This window comes from Companilactobacillus formosensis (genome assembly GCF_005405305.1).
GTDB classification, from domain to species: Bacteria; Bacillota; Bacilli; order Lactobacillales; family Lactobacillaceae; genus Companilactobacillus; species Companilactobacillus formosensis.
Map to the genome: position 1 here is coordinate 97,937 of NZ_BJDU01000003.1, position 19,319 is coordinate 117,255.

Below are 19,319 nucleotides of genomic sequence, written 5' to 3' on the forward strand. Positions count from 1 at the left end.
GATTTAAGACAAATTAAAAAACACTCTCAATATGTGATAAAATTTGTTCTTATATAGAGGTATTGAATAATGAATAAAAACAATGGTTTTTGGGAATGGTTTAAACCCAAATTACTAGTTGCGTGGTCTTTTATAAAAAAATATTGGAAGAGATTCCAAATTACTCGTTGGATTATTTTGGTCGTTATGATCGTGATTTTGGTTTTAAGTGGTTATTGGACTTATAAAGCCAAAACTTCCAATGTGTCGGATTTACAGTCTTCTTTGCAAACAAAAACGACGATCATCGATAAAGATGGTGATGATGCCGGTCAATTGTATGCAAGCAAAGGGACTTACGTTAGTTATGGGAAAATTTCTAAGAATATTCAAAATGCGGTTATTTCGACTGAGGATCGAACTTTTTGGACTAACCCAGGTTTTAGTATCAAAGGATACATTCGAGCCGCTTTAGGTTATATCATTCACCATGGTATTACTGGTGGTGGTAGTACGTTGACTCAACAATTGGCAAAGAATTCCTTGTTAACACAAAAACAAACTTTGGCTAGAAAAGGTGAAGAGTTATTCCTTTCGATTGAAATAAATCGAGTATATTCAAAGAAACAAATTTTAACGATGTATTTGAATAATGCTTATTTTGGTAATGGTGTTTGGGGAGTTCAAGATGCTTCTGAAAAGTATTTCGGAAAAAATGCATCAGAACTAAATCCTGCCGAAGGGGCTGTTTTAGCCGCTATTTTGAAAGCACCTAATTATTATAACCCAATTGATAGCATGAAAAACTCACTAGCTCGACGTAATTTAGTTTTAGGGTTGATGGTTGATAACAATAAATTGTCCGCTTCACAGGCAAATTATTATAAAAATACTTCCATTAACTTGAATGATAATTATGAAGTCAGCAGTTCTTATAAGTATCCTTATTTCTTTGATGCTGTTATTGCTGAAGCTGTTGATAAATATGGTCTTAAAGAAGACGATATTTTGAATAAAGGTTACAAGATCTATACGACTTTAGATCAAGAAATGCAGACATCGATGCAGAAGACTTTTGATAATAATTATTTGTTCCCGGCTAATGCAGCTGATGGAACAAAGGTTCAAGGTGCATCGGTCGCAGTTGATCCGAAAAGTGGTGGTGTTTTGGCCGTTATCGGTGGACGTGGAGATCATACATTTAGAGGATGGAATCGAGCTACTCAATTAGCACGTCAACCAGGTTCAACGATTAAGCCTTTAGCAGTTTATACACCGGCAATTGAAAATGGTTATAGTTATGATTCAAAATTGCCTAACCAAATTACTAGTTTTGGTAAGAATAAATATTCACCAACCAATGCTGACGGAATTTATTCAGATACGATTCCAATGTATAAGGCACTTTATCAAAGTGAAAATGTGCCTGCCGTAGCTTTATTGGATAAAATTGGTGTCAAAAAGGGTGTTGATTCTGTCGAAAACTTTGGTATCAAGGTGCATAAGTCTGATCAAAACTTGGCTTTAGCACTAGGTGGTTTGGAATATGGTGTTTCGCCACTTCAAATGGCTAGAGCATATACGGCTTTTGCCAATGAAGGGAAGCTTGCTAGTACGCACTTTATTACCAAGATCGTTGATTCAACCGGAACAGTCGTTGTTGACAATAGTAATTCTTCTACTAAGCAGATTATTAGCAAGAGTACTGCTAAAGAAATGACTAGTATGATGCTAGGAGTCTATAACGAAGGTACTGGTAAGTATGCTAAACCTTCAGGTTATCAAATTGCTGGTAAGACTGGTTCGACAGAAGTTCCTCAATCATGGGGTTATGCCGGAACTAAAGATCAGTGGATGATAGGTTACACACCAGATGTTGTAGTTGCTAGTTGGATGGGATTTGATAAATCTGATCAAAATCATTTCCTAACTTCGGCTAATGAAAACGGCATGTCAACATTATTTAAGAATGAAATGTCAAATATCCTACCAGAAACTAAACAAACTAGTTTTGGAGTCAAAGATGCCACAACGCTAGCTAATGCGACTGATACGGATGATGATGACAATGATATTTCAAAATCCATCCAAGATGGAGTAAATAACATTAAAAATAAAGCCACAGAATGGTACAATGATATTAAGAACTTTTTTGGTCAATAGGAGGACTATATGAACATTTACGATAGCGCCAATCAACTTGAACAAGACTTAAGAAAGACAACTGAAGTTGCTGAATTAAAGCTTGCTTTTGAAGCTGTTAAGGCTAATGACTTGGCATACAAACTTTTTGATAAAGTTCAAAACAAACAATTTGAATTACAACAAAAACAAATGCAAGGTCAAGAAATTACAGACGACGACATTAAGGCAATGCGTGAACTTACAGACCAACTTTCAAATTACAGTGAAATCCAAAACTTAATGGAAAAAGAGCAAAAGATGAATTCTATGATGGATGAGTTGAATAAGATTATTTCAAAGCCTATCGCAGAAATTTATCAAGATAAATAACAAGGACTTAGGGCTTAAGTAATTTGCTCAAGTCCTTTTCTTTTACAGGGGAGTAGAAATGAAGTTTTTACATGCAGCAGATTTACATTTAGACACGCCATTTGTAGGTATTAATGATTTTTCCAAAGAATTGCAAAAGAAACTGCAAGACTCGACTTATCAAGCTGCTAGAAATCTTTTTAGTACAGCTTTGAAAGAGCAAGTAGATTTTGTTATTTTGGCGGGAGATATCTTTGACGACACCGACAGTTCATTGAAGGCACAAATGTTTTTACGCGATGAGTTTGAGAAACTAAGGCAAGCAGGCATCGCGGTCTATTTGATTTACGGTAATCATGATTATTATCGTAATAATTTTGCTGTAATTAACTTTCCTGAAAATGTCCATATTTTTGGACAAGATGTTTCGACTGAGACTTTAATGTCCAGTGATGGTGTAAAAGTTGGTATTACTGGTTTTAGTTACTATCAACAACACATTAATCAAACGGTTGTTAAGAATTATCCAAGTCGTGGCGATTTTGATTATCAAATTGGAATCTTGCATGCTGGCGTTGGTGATGACAATTATGCACCATTTCAGATCAATGACTTGATCAAAAAAGGTTATGACTATTGGGCATTAGGCCATATTCACAAACGAGAAGTCCTATGTGACAGTCCAGCAATCGTCTATCCTGGCGATATTCAAGGCCGTAATCAGAATGAAACTACCCCTAAGGGATTTTATATAGTAACAGTTGAAGATCAATTGACTAAGTTGAAATTCGTTAAGAGCAGCGTTTATACGTGGGACAAGGTAGAATTAAATGTTAAAAATGATTCGATTGATAAGTTGATAACTAAAATCACTGATAGTTTAAATCAATCGGATACATTGTTGACCTTGACGATTAATAATGCTCAAAACTTATCTGATGATGTCATTAAAACTATCAAGCGCAATGAATTGCAACATCATTTTGCAAGTGTGAATACACCGAGTGTGTTGTACAAGATTATCTTGAGGTTTAATGACAACCCACAGTTATCTCAAATTGATCAAAAATACTGGAAACAAGCGCAAAGTCAAACTATAGATCTGGATAAGATCAAAGATTTAGATAGTAAATTATATGCCGAAAATATTATTCGAGATCACATCAATGATCGTGACTTCTTAAAAAATATTACCGAATTAGTAAAGAATACAATTAATCAAAAATACACTGGAGAATAATCGTGAAATTAGTTAAAGCGAAAATATACGGTTTCGGTAAATGGATCGACCAAGAATTTAACTTTGCCTCAGATTATCAAGTTATTTTTGGTTTTAACGAAGCTGGTAAAACAACACTTTTGAATTTTATCCAAAGTATTCTCTTTGGATTTGCATCAGCTAGAGGAGATAACAAATATTTACAATACAAGCCCAAAAATGGTGGTCGCTATGGCGGAGAACTATTATTTTTGGCACCGGATCAAAGCCATTGGACAGTTCGTCGAGTTGATGGCAAAGGTGACGGTGAATTGTCAGTTTTTCATGATGATCAATTAGTTACTAGTGAATCACTCAAACAAATTATCGGAAATTTCACCAAAGAAGATTTCGAGAATACGCATGTTTTTGATGATAAAAATATTTTGTCAATTTACAGTTTAAATGAACAACAACTAGAGACTGAAGTCATGTCGATCGGTGCTGTTGGTAGTAAAGAATGGCTAAAGGTAGCTGATAAATTGTCACATGATGCTGATGATCTTTATAAGCCAAGGGGACAAAAGCAACCTTTGGTTGTGAATCTAAAGAAACGTAATGAGCTATTAGAAGAGAAGTCAGAAATTGAAAATCAACAAGTAGCTTACCAACGCGTAAAGCAACAATTAGAAAAGATACAAAAGGATTTTGATGATAACGCGATTTCTTTAAAAAAGGCTACCGAATCTGAAAATGATTTGCGTAATTTAGATAAGAAGTGGTACCGTTTCGATCAATTGCAACAACAAAATGATCCTAAAAACGAAGTAGAAAGTATTAGTAATGCCGATTGGGAAAATGTGTTAAAAGCTAATCAGGAATTAAGTACTTTAAAAGATACCGCTACAACGAGCAAAGTTTCCAATCTAGATAATGTTGAAAAACAAATTTTAAAAAATTATCATCAAAACCAAACACGTTTGGACTATATTCGTAATCAAAAATTTGAATTACAAAACTTGCAATTTCATCGGGATGATATGAATACCAAATTATTACGGGTAGATACTCAAGTAGATCAGTTATTTAAGAATCATCCGGACCTTTCGGAAGATATGTTGCCTTTGACGGGTGAAGAAATTGATCAAATGACGCCTGCGGAAAACAATAACAATAATATATTTTTATTGATTTGCGTAGTGGCAGTCATTTTAGCCTTAGTTGTAAATAATCCACTCAAATTAATTTTGATTATTGCAGCAATTGCTAGTGGAGTTTGGTATTGGTACCAGAATCAATCAAGCAATCAAACGGATTTGAATAGTTTGCCATTTATTAAACAAAAAGGTTACGCCAATGTTTCACGCGAAAATATCATTGGTTTACAGGGTACGGTAATAGCATTGGATAACTTCCACGGTACTCAAAAAGGTCTAATTGATGGAATCAAAGGTATCGAAATTGATTTAAATAAATGGCGAAAGATTTTGATAGAACTAGACGTTTTGGATGATTCTTATAAAGATGATAATTATAATGAACAAATAGAAAAATATTTTGCTCGTTTGGATGCTATCAAAGCTAAAGCTGATTTGGAACAAAAAAATCAAGCTGCTACTAAGCAAATGAATGAGCAAAGAAATCAACGTTTGGAAGAATTGAATAATGAAATCTTTGCTGTTCTTCAGAAATATCATGCAGTCAATATGAATGAATTTATGAGACTACATACACAGCAAGTTCAAAATCAAAAGATTACTGATCAAATCAAACAAGATAAAGACTTCTTGGGACGAGATTTAGAGTCTTTAAAAGCTTATCCAACACATCAGTCGTTGATTGAAAAGTTGGCCGCAGTCACTAAGCAAACAAGTTCTTTAACTGAAAAAAATAATGAATTAAATCGTCAGATCGGTTCATTAAAGGAACAAATGCAACAAATTTATGATAATAATCATTATCAACGCGTGGTTTTAGCATTGGCTCAAAACAAGCAGGATATTCTGGAGAACTATGATGAATGGGTATCAAAGAAGTTAGCTAGCGATTGGATCAGAAATATGTTGAACGTGGCGACGGAAAATCGTTATCCTAAGATGTTGGAAAGAGCAGCTGAATATTTTGCTTTGTTGACTAATGGAAATTATTCTAGAATTGATTTTAATCAAAAAAATTTAACAGTGCTGAGTGCAAATAAAATTCGTTTTGATGTTCATGAGCTATCAAAAGCTACAACGATTCAGTTGTATCTAGCTTTGAGATTAGCCTTTGTAACAGAAATTTCAGATTTGATCAAATTGCCAATTTTGATTGATGATGCTTTTGTTGATTTTGATGTTTCTAGAACAAAGAATGTTTTTAAATTGATTCAAGAAATTGCTAAAAATAATCAAGTGATTTATGTAACAGCTAATGAACCAGCTGCTGTTTCACAAGAACACATTTTGACTTTGGGGGGGAAATGTTAGTGCCTAAACATATAATAGACTTTAATAAAGGCGAAAACATGAGCTTGGAAGTAATCATCAAGCGTTCCGATTTTCGTTTAGCAAAAAATGGGAAAAACTTTCTATCATTAGTTTTTGAAGATAAGTCAGGACAAATTCCAGGCAAGTATTGGGATGCCAGTGAAGAAGATGCCAAGAGATTTCATGTCGGAGCAGTAGTACAGCTAGAAGGTCGTCGTGATGTCTATCAGGGTAAACCACAAGTTAATATCACTCGTCTAGGTTTGTTAGATCCTAGCACGGTTGATATGTCACAATTCGTTCAGACAGCACCAATGAAACGAGTTGATATGGAAAATGAATTTGATGATGTATTTTTACAAATTACTAATGGGGCTTGGAATCGGATTGTCAGATATTTGTTCAAAAAATATCATGATCAGTTCTTTACTAGTGCAGCCGCTAAGAGTAATCATCACGATTTTCAAGGTGGTTTAGCATATCACACCTTGAGCATGGTGAGAATGGCAGAAAGCATCTCTGATCAGTATCCACAAATCAATCGAGCACTCTTGCTTGCAGGAGCTTGTTTGCACGATTTTGGTAAGATTATTGAACTATCTGGTAGCCTAGACATTGAATATACCTTTGAAGGTAATATGCTTGGACACATTACGATTGTGGATGAAGAAATCGTCAAAGCAGCGACTGATTTGGATATTAGTTTAGATAGCGAAGACATGATTTTATTGAGACACATGATTTTATCACATCATGGTTTATTAGAATATGGTTCACCAGAACGTCCTAAATTATTGGAAGCTGAAGTATTACACAATATTGATATGATGGATGCTTCAATCAATATGATTACTAAAGCTTTGGATAAGACGGAGAATGGTAAATTTTCTGAACGTGTTTTTGGATTGGATAATCGTTCATTTTACAAACATAGCTAAAAAATAATCCTCGTTGAAATGTAGTTTTGTATTACATTTCAACGAGGATTTTTAATTTTATCTAACGACGATTACTGAAACAGGAGCTTTTTTTGCTAAACGAGGTCCAATTGTAGCGGTGATTTTAGAGTGTGGCAAAGCAGTATCAGCACCGGTAACAATCAAATCAGGTTTAAAATCAGGAATTGCACGATCAACAATTACATCGTCAACATCGCCTTCGTCATAAACCAAGGGGTCAACTTTTTTTAAACCTAGATTTTCAGCCATCTTGACGTAATTATCAACGACATCCTGTAATTCGTCTCGTTTTTCTTTTAACTTTGCGGGGGTCAGCGAATCAAAAATATTAATATCATCACTCTCTAGAACGGAAACGATACCTAAACGAGCATCGTAATCATGTGCCATAGTAGTAGCAAAACGAAAAGCTTTTATGGTAGATTCATTGTCATCCTCATCAACTGTTAAAAGGATACGACGGTATACCAATGGGTCATTAAATTCTTGATAATCCATAAACATCCTCCTTTTAAAAACGTCTTACAATTCATATAATACCTGAAAACGTTGATATGACAAGCATAAAATACGTTGGGTTGCGAGGAGATAAGCTGGTATGTCATTGTCATAATGACGTATAGAAAAGTAGACAACTTGGATATTAAAGTTAAAGAAACTAAACTTTCTAGGCTAGGTTAGGTTTTAGACGGAGAATTTATTATAAAAATAAATAAATTTAGATTAAAGTTCAGAAAACATTTTGTTCCTAATGATGAATAAACATAAGAAAATATTGCAAAAAAAATAACGCTAAAAAAATTCAACGTCATTTTTATTATTTATTATTTCTTAGAAGATGATGATGAAACATATCCTGAAAGAACATCCTTCAAGTCACTATCTTTAATAGAAACATCAGCCTTCTTCAAGACTTTTGAAACAACCTTTTGCATAACAGTTGAATCTTGTAGCCATGAAGCATATAGCTTAGATTTAAGTTCAGCAGTGTGATCACTCATCTTACCCTTAGCAGGTTTCTTAAGAAGTTTGATAACACTGTAACCATAACTTGTCTTAACTGGTGTATCTGTGTAATCGCCAACTTTATCTAGCTTGTATGCGGCTGTCTTAAAGTCAGTATCAACACTTGTACTATCGTTATCGAAGGCAGCTAACTTACCACCTTTGTTCTTTGTAGCTGAATCAGTTGAGTATTCTTTAGCAAGTTTTGAGAAGTCTTCGCCGTTTTGAAGTTTTGTAATAACTTCTTCAGCAGTAGCTTTCTTACTTACTAGGATTTGAGCAACTTGAATCTTAGGTTGGTAACTCTTCCATTCTTTCTTAAGATCCTTGTTTGTAACTTTCTTATTCTTCTTCAAAGCAACTTTTGTAAGAAGGTTAGTACGGATATTCTTCTTGAATTGGGCAGTTGTCATACCGTTTTGTTGAAGAATTGAGCTGAATGATGAACCATATTGACTCTTGTACTTGTTGTATTCTTTGTTAACTTGTTTTGTGGAAACATCCTTACCATATTGATCTTCAAGAGCTTTAGTGATGATCATAGTTTGGAGGGTTTGTTTACCTGATGAAGAACTCTTCATTTCCTTGTAGTATTCTTCTTGGGTAATTCTTCCACCCTTAAGAGTAGCAACAGTCTTGTTACCAGAACATCCAGCAACAACTGTTATCATAAATAGACCAGCAATAGCTAAGATCCATTTAGTTAAACGTTTATTCATCTTTACACATCCTTAATTAATATGTCTACAATTGAAAAGACTACCATAAAACTTCAGGAATAGTTTGTCATTTATTGAAAAAATCACAAAAAATTCATAATTTAGGCTAATTTTGCTTGAAACTAGCCAGATTTGCTTTCATTTCGGCAATCGAACTTTGCAATTCGTCTACATCAGGCTTGATGCTAGTAGAGTAGTCAGTGATGTCTTTTTGAATTCCAGAAATTACTTCTGGTACCACAGCAGCGTTTTTCTGCAAATCAGCTAATATATCTTTAAAATCTTTTATATTCTTAAATATCTTGGTATCATTAACACTAGGTGTGGCATCTTTTGATTGAAATAGTCCAAGAGCAATTCCTGAAACAGTTCCAATCACAAATCCTGTAGAGAATTTCATTCTTAGGCCTCCAAGTGTTGTTTGATATTGTCAGCACGTTTTTGGAGTTCTTCGTTACTTGCTAAACCAGTGTTGTCTCCCCAATGCATTGAAAAGTCATCATCTTTAGAATAACGAGGTACCAAATGGATGTGTGAGTGCATAACGCTTTGATAAGCAATCTCACCATTATTTTGGCAAATGTTCATCCCAATGATCTTAGGGTTAGAAGCCTTGATGGCACGAGCAATCATAGGAATTTTCTTGAAAACACGTTCTGCCAAATCTTCGTCATAGGCAAAAATGTCTTTGACATGTTTTTTAGGAACTACGAGTGTGTGACCAGGTGTTACTTGAGAAATGTCAAAGAAAGCCTTGATATCATCATCCTCGTAGATCGTTGTACTAGGAATATCTCCGTTAATTATTTTGCAAAAGACGCAATCATCCATGTAAAAATCTCCTTTCAAAAAACAGCATTAGATTTACTATAATGCTATCATAATACACATATTAAAAACAGATAACAGGTGGTTTAATCCATGACTTTAGAAGTAAAAGAACTGACCGGAGGGTACGGTCAAGTATCAGTATTGAAAAAAGAAACCTTCACCGTTGAAAGTGGTCAAGTTGTTGGCTTGATTGGTTTGAATGGTGCTGGTAAATCAACAACTATCAAACATATCATCGGTTTGTTGAATCCACGTGGTGGACAAATCTTGATTGATGGCATTAGTCTGCATGACGATGTGGAAAAGTATCGTAAAAAGATTGCTTATGTGCCAGAAATGCCAATCCTTTATCCTGAATTGACATTAAGGGAACATATTGATTTAACAATTATGGCTTATGATCTTGATCGAGATAAAACGTGGGAAAATGCGAATAAATTATTAAAAACTTTTCGCTTGGACAACAAATTGGATTGGTTCCCACAGAATTTCTCAAAAGGTATGAAACAAAAGGTTATGATCGTCTGCGCCTTTATGACCGACGCTAGTTTGTTTATCATTGACGAGCCATTTACTGGACTAGATCCGTTGGCAGTCAATGATTTGTTGAATATTGTTGAAGCAAAGAAAAAAGCAGGGTGCTCAGTTTTGATGTCAACTCACGTGTTAGCTACCGTGCAAAACCATGCCGATAAATTTGTTTTGATCAATCACGGACAAGTGCGTGCCGATGGTACCTTGGATCAATTAAAGGCAAAGTTCAACATGCAAGAAGACTCCAATCTTGATGATATTTATCTCAAGATGTCAAATGAGGATCTCTAATGTTAAAACTTTGGAATGAAAGATTAAGAAGACATCAACTTAATCAATTCAAATATCTCAGATTGATTTTTAACGATAATTTTGTATTGGCGTTTATTGTTTTGATAGGAGCTTTAGGTTTTTGGTATTCTAATTTATTAGGAACTATCAGTGGACCAATTATTCTGGGAAAGCCGATCGTAATTCTTTTGCTATTTTTGGCAGTTCAAGTGGGTGGCATTGCTACCTTGTTGGAAGACCCAGATAGTACTTTCTTGCTAGTTAAAGAAAAAGAATTTTATAAATACTTTAAAGCAGCAAAAAATTACAGTGTTTTTGTGCCAATCGTAACTTTAATATTGGTCAATTTCTTATTGTCAGCATTTGCTTCTCGAGCAGGTGGAATGAAAATAATAGATATTGTCGTAGTGGCGATTGGTTTAATTATTTATAAATTAGGATTTTTGAACGTTAATTTGATGGAATTGTACGGTCAAGCTAAATTTGGCAATACTAGTATGCGTTTGATTTCTAATTTAGTACTGTTAGTATCGCTAATAATTTCGACCTATTTTTTCAGTTGGTTGATGATTATTGTAGGAGTGATCTTTTATCTTTATTTAAACGCTCGTACTAAGACACTTGAGACTAGTGGACAATTACAATGGAAATATGCAATTGAAACTGAGAATCAAAGAATGTTTCGTATCAAACGTTTCTACAACTTGTTTACTGACGTACCTGGCGTTAATAGCAAAATTAAGCGTCGCAAGTGGCTAGATGGTTTATATAAGTCGATTAAACCAGTCAGTGGCAATACTTATTTGTACTTGTTTGCAAGAGGGTTTGTCAGAAATAATGAGTATATTGGACTATTTTTGCGTTTGACGATTATTCAAGCTATTATGTTGGCCTTGATTGATAGTTTCTATATCTCGTTAGTAGTAGAAATGTTATTTATTTATCTAGTTGGGTTCCAATTGAAACCTTACTTTAAAGAAGTTATGCAAAATCTAATGCAACGCCTTTATCCTATTAGTGGTAAGACTAAAATCAATGATTTTACTAAATTGAGTACGTTTATTTTATTAATTCAGTGGATTATCAGTGCATTAGCAGTATTATATAAGTTTGGGTTCAGTATCAATAGTTTGATTATCATCGTGGCTGGGTTAGCAGTCTTGTTCTTCGTCAACTATTTCTACATGCCAAGACAATTAAAAAAATATTTAGATTAATGGAGTAATTATTTATGCGTTTAAGAAACAAACCTTGGGCTAAGGATATGATCAATGACAACTTAGACCTAATTTCCATTCAGCCAGAAAATATGCCTGGCAAATGGCAATCTCGTTTTGAAAAAGAACAACCTTTGTTTATTGAAGTAGGTTCTGGTAAAGGAAGATTCATTACCGAGTTGGCTAAGCAAAATCCTCAAAATAATTATATTGGGATGGAAGTTCAAGAAGGTGCGATTGCTTTGCTACTAAAAAAGCAAGTTGAGTTAAAATTACCCAACTTGCAATTGTTGCTAGCTAATGGTGCTGATCTATCAGAATACTTTGCTGAAGATGAAATATCAGGAGTTTACTTGAATTTCTCTGATCCATGGCCAAAGACTCGTCATGAAAAACGTCGATTAACTTATAAGTCATTTTTGAAACAATATCAATATATTTTAAAAGACGATGGTAATTTGCGTTTCAAGACTGATAATCAAGGTTTGTTCGAGTATTCTTTGATCAGTATGAATAACTATGGTATGAAATTTGATGAGATTTCATTAGATCTTCATAATGATGAAGCACTCAATCAAAATAATATTGAAACTGAATATGAAGAAAAGTTCTCAAAAAAAGGCTTCAGGATCAATTACCTGAAAGCCCATTTCTAAAATTTGGTTTTATTAATTTAATTTATTGTACTTTTTTAATGTTAAGCAATTCGCCGGTTAAAGCATCAGCGATGAAGTGATATTGGGCAACATCGAAGTCATCCATTGTGGTTACGCCACCAACGATTCCCCAAGTAGCACGACCATTAACATCTACTCTTTGGTAGAATGGTTCGACCCATGAACCGATGACTTTACTATCTTCGCCCAAAACGGACTTAACTTTGTCAATAATTTTTTCGCTATCTAGATGGTGTTTTACTAAGACTGTTGCGGCTGCTCCGGCGGCCAATACAGTACCAGCAACGATTAATGAACCGATACCTTTTTTACTCATAAAAATCACTCCTTGATTTCGATTTACTGATATATTACCACTATTATATATCATTCTCGGGCTCAAGAGCACTTAATTGACCGTTTAACAAATAAAAAGTATCTTATTTATGAGGTGAATAACATGAAAACATTTGAAGACTATGGTGTAAAAGATTGGCACGAAGTAACTAAGGAAGGTAAGCATATCTTATTTTTCCACGCTGACTGGTGCCCAGATTGCAAATTTATCGAACCAAAGCTTCCAGAACTAGAAAAAGAGTACTCAGATTTTAATTGGATCAGTTTCAACCGTGATAATAACATGGAAATTGCTCAAGAATTAGGAATTATGGGCATTCCTAGCTTTGTTATTATTGAAAATGGCAAAGAAATTGGTAGACTAGTAAATAAAGATCGAAAAACTAAAGAAGAAGTTGAGACCTTTATTAACAGTGTAGTTAACAAATAATTAATCAAGTGAGGGAAAAAACTTGCTATTAAGCTTTTATAATCCAGATGTTTTAGGGGATGTTTTGATTGTTGAAACACAAGAAGATGTTGCAACTCAAGACACTACTCAAAAAGATAATGTAGTACGAATTTTTAACGAAGAAAATGACCAAGCAATTGGTTTTAATTTCTTTGGTCTCGGAGAAAAACTTGGAATTCAAAATGAATCCGGTCAAGTCTTTCTCGATGAACAACAAGTGGCAGTCTTAAACGACGCTCTTGAACAAGCAGGTTTTTCTGATAAGTTGGAAGCTGACAATAGTCCAAAGTTTGTAATTGGACATGTTGATGCAATCAAAGAACATCCTGATTCAGACCATTTGCACATTACTCAAACTGACGTCGGTTTCGATAAGCCGGTTCAAATCGTTTGTGGTGCACCAAACATTGATCAAGGACAATTAGTCGTTGTTGCTTTGCCTGGTGCTGTAATGCCTACTGGTGCCGAAATCTGGCCTGGTGAATTACGTGGTGTAGATAGTTTTGGAATGATTTGTTCTGCTCGAGAATTGGGTATTCCTAATGCACCACAAAAACGTGGAATTTTAGTGCTTGATGAAGGTAAAGCCGGACAAGCATTTGATTTTGAAGCAGCAAAGAATTTGTTCGATTAGATTAGGAGCTATTATGGAAAATACAGTCTATCATTTTGTTGGAATTAAAGGAACAGGAATGAGTGCGTTGGCACTTATTCTTAAAGACCTCGGATATGAAGTTCAAGGATCAGATATTGATAAATATACATTTACTCAACGTGGTCTTGAACAAGCAGGAATCAAGATTTTGCCTTTTGATGAAAAGAACATTCATGAAGGTTTGACAATAGTTAAGGGAAACGCTTTTAACGATGATCAAGTAGAAATTAAAAAAGCTAATGATATGCATTTACCAGTAATTACATATCCAGAATTAGTTGGTAAATTAGTTTCAGAATATACTTCCATCGGTATTGCCGGTTCTCATGGTAAGACAAGTACTACTGGTTTATTAGCACATACTTTAAGTGGTATTGCTAAGACTTCTTACTTAATCGGTGACGGTACTGGTAAAGGAATCAAAGATGCTAAGTTCTTTGTTTTCGAAGCTGACGAATATCGTCGTCATTTCTTAGCTTACTCACCAGATTACTTAATTATCACTAACATCGATTTTGACCACCCAGATTATTTCTTTGGTGGTATCAACGATGTTGTTGATGCTTTTGAATCTGAAGCAAGAAAAACTAAGAAGGGTATTTTCATTTGGGGTGAAGACAAGCACGCCAAATCAATCAAGGCTGATACACCAATTTACACTTATGGTTTGGATGAATCAGATTACATTCGTGCTACAAACATCAAACGTACCGTTAAAGGTTCATCATTTGATGTTTCTATCAATGGTGAAAACATTGGTAACTTCCAAGTTCCACTATTTGGTGAACACAATGTCTTGAATTCATTAGCCGTTATTGGTGTTGGTCATATGGAAAATCTTGACCACTCTTTGATTAACCGTGAATTACAAACTTTCAGTGGAGTTAAGAGACGTTTCAGCGAAAAGAAAGTTGCTGACCAAGTTATCATTGATGACTACGCTCACCATCCACAAGAAATCAAAGCAACTATTGATGCTGCTAGACAAAAGTATCCAGATAAGAAGATCATTGCGGTCTTCCAACCACATACTTATACAAGAACTTTGGCCTTGATGGATGATTTTGCTAAATCACTCGATTTGGCAGATGAAGTTTACTTGACTAATATCTTTGGCTCAATTCGTGAAGCACATGGTGATATTACAAGTAAAGATCTCGGTAACAAGATTCATAAGGGTGGTAATGTTCTAACACTTGATGACATGTCACCATTATTGGAATATCACAATACAGTAATGATATTCATGGGTGCCGGTGATGTTCAAAAGTATGAAACAGCTTATGAACAATTGCTAAGTACTTTAAATCCTAATCAACAATAATAAAAATCCTTCAATTCAAAAATTTGAATTGGAGGATTTTTTTTAGAGTAATTTTAAGAATACCGAGGCGATGATAACTGAGGCAACGGATACTGTCGCAAAGCCACCAACTAACATTTTTGGAAGAATTTTTTCAGTTAAATATGCTTCTTCATCAGGATCTTTAGCAACCGTGTGGCAAACTTCTGTAGTCAAAATGAAATCAGCTGGGAAGCCAAAAAGTGCAGTTAATGAGCAAGCAAAGGCCATTTCACGGCTCATTCCAAAAGGTTTAGCCAAAATAAATGAAGCAATGAACATTCCCAAAATCCCTAATAGAATTAAAATAACTATTTGTAAAATGATTTTTCCGATAATTTGTGGAGTAGTTAGGCTTAATTGTGAAAAGATATAGGCTAGTAAGCCATACATCAGCCAATTGAAAACTTTGGCCTTATTTAAAGCGTCAGTTTCCAAGAATCCCACTTGATGAGCGATGACACCAAAAACTAGACAAATTACATTAGCGTTGATGACATTGTGAGTTAAGACCCCAACCCAATTTGCTAAAAGTGCTATCAACGCGACTCTAGCGATAATGAAAATTGGACTTTGATATCTAGTGGGCAAATTAATTAATAATTTTTGTCGTTTTTCTGAAGATTGGTGTTGCTGAACGATTTTGACAGCTTCAGAGTTTGAATCATCTTTTTGTTTTCGATAGATTTTAGTTAATCGAAGACCTTCTTTTCGTAAAAGGACTGAAGTTAAAGGATAGCCGATCATTGAATGCATGATGAACATTGAAACTGGCAAAGCTACTAAGGTAGTTATGCCAGCAGCCTTTAAACCGTTAGTCATCAATAATGCGGCAACAATACCGCCTGTTAATGGAGGAACGGCAGCTACAACTGTTTTCCAATTGAAAAACAATGAACCAATGGTCAAAGTCAAAGCTAAGGTTCCAACGACGCCAAGTAAAGCGATGCAGACAGCTTTCCATTGCTTGAATAATTCCTTTAAATTCATCAATGTCCCCATTTGAACCAATAGCAATGACATGGCAACGCCAACGAATTGAGTGGTATAAGAGGCTTGTGGAACAACATTTTTTGGAAGAATCGTCCAGTAGCCGATGGTAAAGAGTACGGCTGTAATAAAAATCGAAGGAACAAAAGCTTTTGTGGCAGCTGATACCCATTCACCAATCAATAAGAAAACCATAATTATGGTAAATGAAAGTAAATAGGTCATATTATTTCCTCCTGCAAGAATTTTTATTTAAATTCTTACCGCAAAATTTATGTTCTTTTGACTAATAAATCAATTAAAAAACTACTTATATTACAAAAAGTACAATTATGGATAAAATAAATTGATTATTTTGACAATTAAAATCATGGAACATAAACTCAAGGCAATAAAGTTCAGGAGGCATATGATTATGCAAACTTTATATAAAAATTTTGATTTATTTGATGGTTTGAAACCAGAAATTCAAAAAAATGCTTGGTTTATTGTTGATAGCGAGTCTGGAGAAATTGTTAAATTAGGTTTTAAAGATGCGCCAGACTGCGAGAAAGTCGTTGATTTAAAAGGCAAGTATGTCATGCCTGGTTTGATCAACTCTCACTTTCACTTGATGATGAATCCAATTACTAATAAATTGGAATACCTGTCCGAAGCTGAAGTTACTTTTACAGCTTTGAATAACTTAAAAGAAGCTTTAAAAGCTGGTGTAACTTACGTTAGAGATTGTGGCTGTGCCTTTGATGTGGATATTAAATTGCGTCGTTTGCAAGAAGAAGGTCAACTTGGTGGCACCGAGATCGTACCTTCAGGACGTCCAATGTGTATCACCGGTGGACACGCTGACTTTACCGAAGGCATTGATGGAGAAACTACGTGGGGTCATTTAGTCGATTCATCTGATGAGATGCGTCATGCGGTTCGTCGTCAATTTAAATTAGGAGCAAAAAACATTAAAGTTATGGCAACTGGTGGTGTCATGTCTGCAACTGATCAAATCGATGATACTGAATTTTCAGTCGATGAATTGAAGACCGCCGTCGCTGAGGCTCATACAAAGCATATGACCGTTGCTGCACACGCTGAAGGTACGCAAGGGATTCACAACGCCATTATTGCCGGTGTCGATTCAGTAGAACATGGTTGTTTGATTTCTGACGATGATATTGACTTGATCAAAGAAAAAGGAATTTATCTAACTCCGACTGTCATTGCAAGTTACACCATTCCAACTTATGGTGAAGGTAAGTTGCCATCATACATGGTTGATAAAGCTAGAGGATTTTTGGATAAATTTTATGCTCGTATGAAAGTCGTCAATAAGGCGGGCGTCAAATTGGCTTTTGGTACCGATGCAGGAACCCCATTTAATCGTTTTGCTGATACACCAAAAGAATTGGAATTATTAACTAAAGTTGGAGCCAGCAATGCCGAAGTCTTATTAGCTGCTACTAAAAATAGTGCTCATTTGTTAAGAATCGATGATAAGTATGGTTCCATTCAAGAAGGTAAAATTGCTGATTTTCTAGTACTTGATCATGATCCATTAGCCGATGTTAAGGCGGTTCAACAAGTTGATAAAGATGTTTATAAAAAGGGCGTTTTAGTAAAATAAATCCATTTCTCTAGAAATAATATCTTTGTTTGTTTATAATAAACAACATAAATAAACCAAAAAAGCTATGACAGAGCAGATTGTCATGGCTTTTTTTACGGTTTGAAGAGAGGTATTGATTTGAAAAATTCTGTATCAACAAGAGTAAAGTTGTCCATCTTGGCGGTTGGTTTACTATCATTTACTGGTATTTTGATTGAAACTTCAATGAATGTTACTTTCCCAACTTTGACAAAAGAATTGAATGTTTCTTTGGGAACAGTTCAATGGTTAACAACTGGTTATTTGCTGTTAACAACGATTGTTATGAGTACGACGGCTTACGTTTTAAAAAAGTTTAATCCTTTGAAAATTTTTATTTTTGCGGCAACGCTTTGTCTAGTCGGTTCACTAGTTTGTTTTATGGCACCTAGTTTTCCAATTTTAATGGCTGGTAGATTACTTCAAGCCGTGGCAACTGGATTGTCGACACCGTTAATGTTTAATTTGATTTTTGAAGAAATTCCACCTACAAAATTAGGCCTTTACACTGGTTTGGCAGGAGTTGTTATTTCGTTAGCTCCTGCACTTGGTCCAACTTACGGTGGTATCATTAATCGTTTATGGACTTGGAGAGAAATCTTTGTTGGTGTTTTACCGTTGATTATTATTTTATTTGTTATCGGCTGGTTTACGATTCGTGGCAAAGCTTATGGTACAGAAGGAATTTCTTTTGATTACTTGAGTGTTGTTGGTTTGGCTATTATTTTTTCAGCTATTTTATTTACTTTTGATCAAGCTGGCAGCCACGGCTGGTTATCAAGTCGATTCTTACTGTGGGTAATTATTTCAGCAATTATTATCGCCATCTTTGCTCGCTATAATCAAAAGAGTCAGCGACAATTGATTGATTTTTCAATTCTAAAATTGCCAGTTTTAAGATTGAGATTGTTTGGTTATTTTAGTTTGCAATTCATCAATATCGGATTATCGTTTGTTTTGCCAATTTTTGCTCAAACAGCATTAAAATTAGATTCTGCTCAAGCTGGATTGATGCTTCTGCCAGGCTCGCTTATGGGGGCAGTTGTGGGTCCTATTGCTGGTCATCTATATGACAAAAAAGGCGCTACTTTTCCTCTGATGATCAGTGGAATTCTTTTGACGAGTGGCTCATTATTGTTTTGGTTCCAGAGCGAGAAATTAACGTTGTTGAGCATAACTTTAATTTATATTGTAGTTAGATTAGGCTTTAATTTTGGCTTTGGACCATCATTATCTGACGGAAGTATGCAAGTGCAAGGACGTAAAAAATCTGATCAAAATTCTTTGTTTAGTATGATGCAACAGTACGCTGGTTCTCTTGGTACGAATGTGTTATCAGTTGTTATTTCGGCAGTGGCATTAACTAGTGGTACTAAAAATGAAGTACTAAATACTGTTTTAGGAACAAAAATAGATTTCATCTTGTTAACAGTGTTATCGTTGTGCGTTTTGGTATCAGTGATCTACGTTTATTATCGTTATGAAAAAGAAGATTAATTAATCAAAGTCCTGTGAAATTGAAACAGGACTTTTTTAGT

19 protein-coding genes are annotated in these 19,319 nt (G+C 34.8%); 13 read left to right on the forward strand and 6 right to left on the reverse strand.

The features are described from left to right. The first annotated feature begins 69 nt into the window (after nucleotides 1-69). From FFM65_RS04550 to FFM65_RS04570, 5 genes are read left to right on the forward strand one after another with little or no spacing between them, the layout of a single operon-like run. The gene (locus FFM65_RS04550; protein ID WP_119317869.1) at nucleotides 70-2,142 is read left to right on the forward strand and encodes a PBP1A family penicillin-binding protein; all 2,073 of its coding nucleotides are present in this window, start codon (nucleotides 70-72) and stop codon (nucleotides 2,140-2,142) included. A 9-nt stretch (nucleotides 2,143-2,151) separates the two neighbouring features. Next, a complete protein-coding gene (locus FFM65_RS04555; protein ID WP_010019322.1) occupies nucleotides 2,152-2,493 on the forward strand; it encodes a YlbF family regulator in 342 nt (113 codons plus the stop codon). 58 nt (nucleotides 2,494-2,551) lie between these two features. After that, nucleotides 2,552-3,712 carry a metallophosphoesterase family protein gene (locus FFM65_RS04560; RefSeq protein WP_119317870.1) on the forward strand — a complete coding sequence of 387 codons (1,161 nt, stop codon included), beginning with the start codon at nucleotides 2,552-2,554 and terminating at the stop codon, nucleotides 3,710-3,712. A 2-nt stretch (nucleotides 3,713-3,714) separates the two neighbouring features. Then, on the forward strand, nucleotides 3,715-6,138 hold the full coding sequence (locus tag FFM65_RS04565; protein WP_162897919.1) for an AAA family ATPase: 2,424 nt from the start codon (nucleotides 3,715-3,717) through the stop codon (nucleotides 6,136-6,138). Next, nucleotides 6,132-7,076, forward strand: coding sequence for a 3'-5' exoribonuclease YhaM family protein (locus FFM65_RS04570; RefSeq protein WP_119317872.1), 945 nt, complete (start codon nucleotides 6,132-6,134; stop codon nucleotides 7,074-7,076). The genes FFM65_RS04565 and FFM65_RS04570 overlap by 7 nt, the downstream gene beginning before the upstream one ends. Nucleotides 7,077-7,133: 57 nt before the next feature. Here the strand turns inward: FFM65_RS04570 and FFM65_RS04575 are convergent, their stop codons facing one another. From FFM65_RS04575 to FFM65_RS04590, 4 genes are all read right to left on the reverse strand, one after another. Further along, complete coding sequence (locus FFM65_RS04575) at nucleotides 7,134-7,595, reverse strand: universal stress protein (protein ID WP_119317873.1); 462 nt, start codon at nucleotides 7,593-7,595, stop codon at nucleotides 7,134-7,136. A gap of 326 nt (nucleotides 7,596-7,921) precedes the next feature. Continuing rightward, nucleotides 7,922-8,821 carry a peptidylprolyl isomerase PrsA gene (locus tag FFM65_RS04580; RefSeq protein WP_119317874.1) on the reverse strand — a complete coding sequence of 300 codons (900 nt, stop codon included), beginning with the start codon at nucleotides 8,819-8,821 and terminating at the stop codon, nucleotides 7,922-7,924. 106 nt (nucleotides 8,822-8,927) lie between these two features. Next, complete coding sequence (locus FFM65_RS04585) at nucleotides 8,928-9,221, reverse strand: hypothetical protein (RefSeq protein ID WP_119317875.1); 294 nt, start codon at nucleotides 9,219-9,221, stop codon at nucleotides 8,928-8,930. Between the two features lie 2 nt (nucleotides 9,222-9,223). Continuing rightward, nucleotides 9,224-9,652 carry an HIT family protein gene (locus tag FFM65_RS04590; protein ID WP_010019331.1) on the reverse strand — a complete coding sequence of 143 codons (429 nt, stop codon included), beginning with the start codon at nucleotides 9,650-9,652 and terminating at the stop codon, nucleotides 9,224-9,226. 90 nt (nucleotides 9,653-9,742) lie between these two features. Here FFM65_RS04590 and FFM65_RS04595 point away from each other — a divergent pair, with 90 nt between their 5' ends. The 3 genes from FFM65_RS04595 to trmB are packed head-to-tail and all read left to right on the forward strand — an operon-like array spanning nucleotide 9,743 to nucleotide 12,350. Then, entirely contained in the window at nucleotides 9,743-10,477 is a 735-nt protein-coding gene (locus tag FFM65_RS04595) for an ABC transporter ATP-binding protein (protein ID WP_119317876.1), read from the forward strand. Then, nucleotides 10,477-11,694, forward strand: a complete 1,218-nt coding sequence (locus FFM65_RS04600; RefSeq protein ID WP_119317877.1) for an ABC transporter permease — start codon at nucleotides 10,477-10,479, stop codon at nucleotides 11,692-11,694. The genes FFM65_RS04595 and FFM65_RS04600 overlap by 1 nt, the downstream gene beginning before the upstream one ends. Before the next feature lie 14 nt (nucleotides 11,695-11,708). Further along, nucleotides 11,709-12,350 (forward strand): tRNA (guanosine(46)-N7)-methyltransferase TrmB, encoded by a 642-nt coding sequence (gene trmB / locus FFM65_RS04605; protein WP_119317878.1) that lies wholly within the window; start codon nucleotides 11,709-11,711, stop codon nucleotides 12,348-12,350. A 22-nt stretch (nucleotides 12,351-12,372) separates the two neighbouring features. On the opposite strand, the gene FFM65_RS04610 is transcribed toward trmB, so the two are convergent. Further along, entirely contained in the window at nucleotides 12,373-12,687 is a 315-nt protein-coding gene (locus FFM65_RS04610; protein ID WP_010019335.1) for a hypothetical protein, read from the reverse strand. Between the two features lie 123 nt (nucleotides 12,688-12,810). On the opposite strand from FFM65_RS04610, the gene FFM65_RS04615 reads away from it, so the two are divergent. The 3 genes from FFM65_RS04615 to murC are packed head-to-tail and all read left to right on the forward strand — an operon-like array spanning nucleotide 12,811 to nucleotide 15,137. Continuing rightward, entirely contained in the window at nucleotides 12,811-13,137 is a 327-nt protein-coding gene (locus FFM65_RS04615; protein ID WP_119317879.1) for a thioredoxin family protein, read from the forward strand. A gap of 22 nt (nucleotides 13,138-13,159) precedes the next feature. Beyond that, a complete protein-coding gene (ytpR, locus tag FFM65_RS04620) occupies nucleotides 13,160-13,792 on the forward strand; it encodes a YtpR family tRNA-binding protein (RefSeq protein WP_119317880.1) in 633 nt (210 codons plus the stop codon). A gap of 13 nt (nucleotides 13,793-13,805) precedes the next feature. Next, nucleotides 13,806-15,137: a UDP-N-acetylmuramate--L-alanine ligase gene (gene murC / locus FFM65_RS04625; RefSeq protein WP_119317881.1), complete on the forward strand. Its 1,332-nt coding sequence runs from the start codon at nucleotides 13,806-13,808 to the stop codon at nucleotides 15,135-15,137. A 42-nt stretch (nucleotides 15,138-15,179) separates the two neighbouring features. On the opposite strand, the gene FFM65_RS04630 is transcribed toward murC, so the two are convergent. Continuing rightward, nucleotides 15,180-16,370: a hypothetical protein gene (locus FFM65_RS04630; RefSeq protein WP_119317882.1), complete on the reverse strand. Its 1,191-nt coding sequence runs from the start codon at nucleotides 16,368-16,370 to the stop codon at nucleotides 15,180-15,182. A gap of 190 nt (nucleotides 16,371-16,560) precedes the next feature. Between FFM65_RS04630 and FFM65_RS04635 the strand changes: the two genes are divergently transcribed. After that, nucleotides 16,561-17,760 carry a metal-dependent hydrolase family protein gene (locus FFM65_RS04635; RefSeq protein WP_119317883.1) on the forward strand — a complete coding sequence of 400 codons (1,200 nt, stop codon included), beginning with the start codon at nucleotides 16,561-16,563 and terminating at the stop codon, nucleotides 17,758-17,760. A gap of 114 nt (nucleotides 17,761-17,874) precedes the next feature. Further along, nucleotides 17,875-19,278 carry an MFS transporter gene (locus tag FFM65_RS04640; RefSeq protein WP_119317993.1) on the forward strand — a complete coding sequence of 468 codons (1,404 nt, stop codon included), beginning with the start codon at nucleotides 17,875-17,877 and terminating at the stop codon, nucleotides 19,276-19,278. Nucleotides 19,279-19,319: the final 41 nt, after the last annotated feature.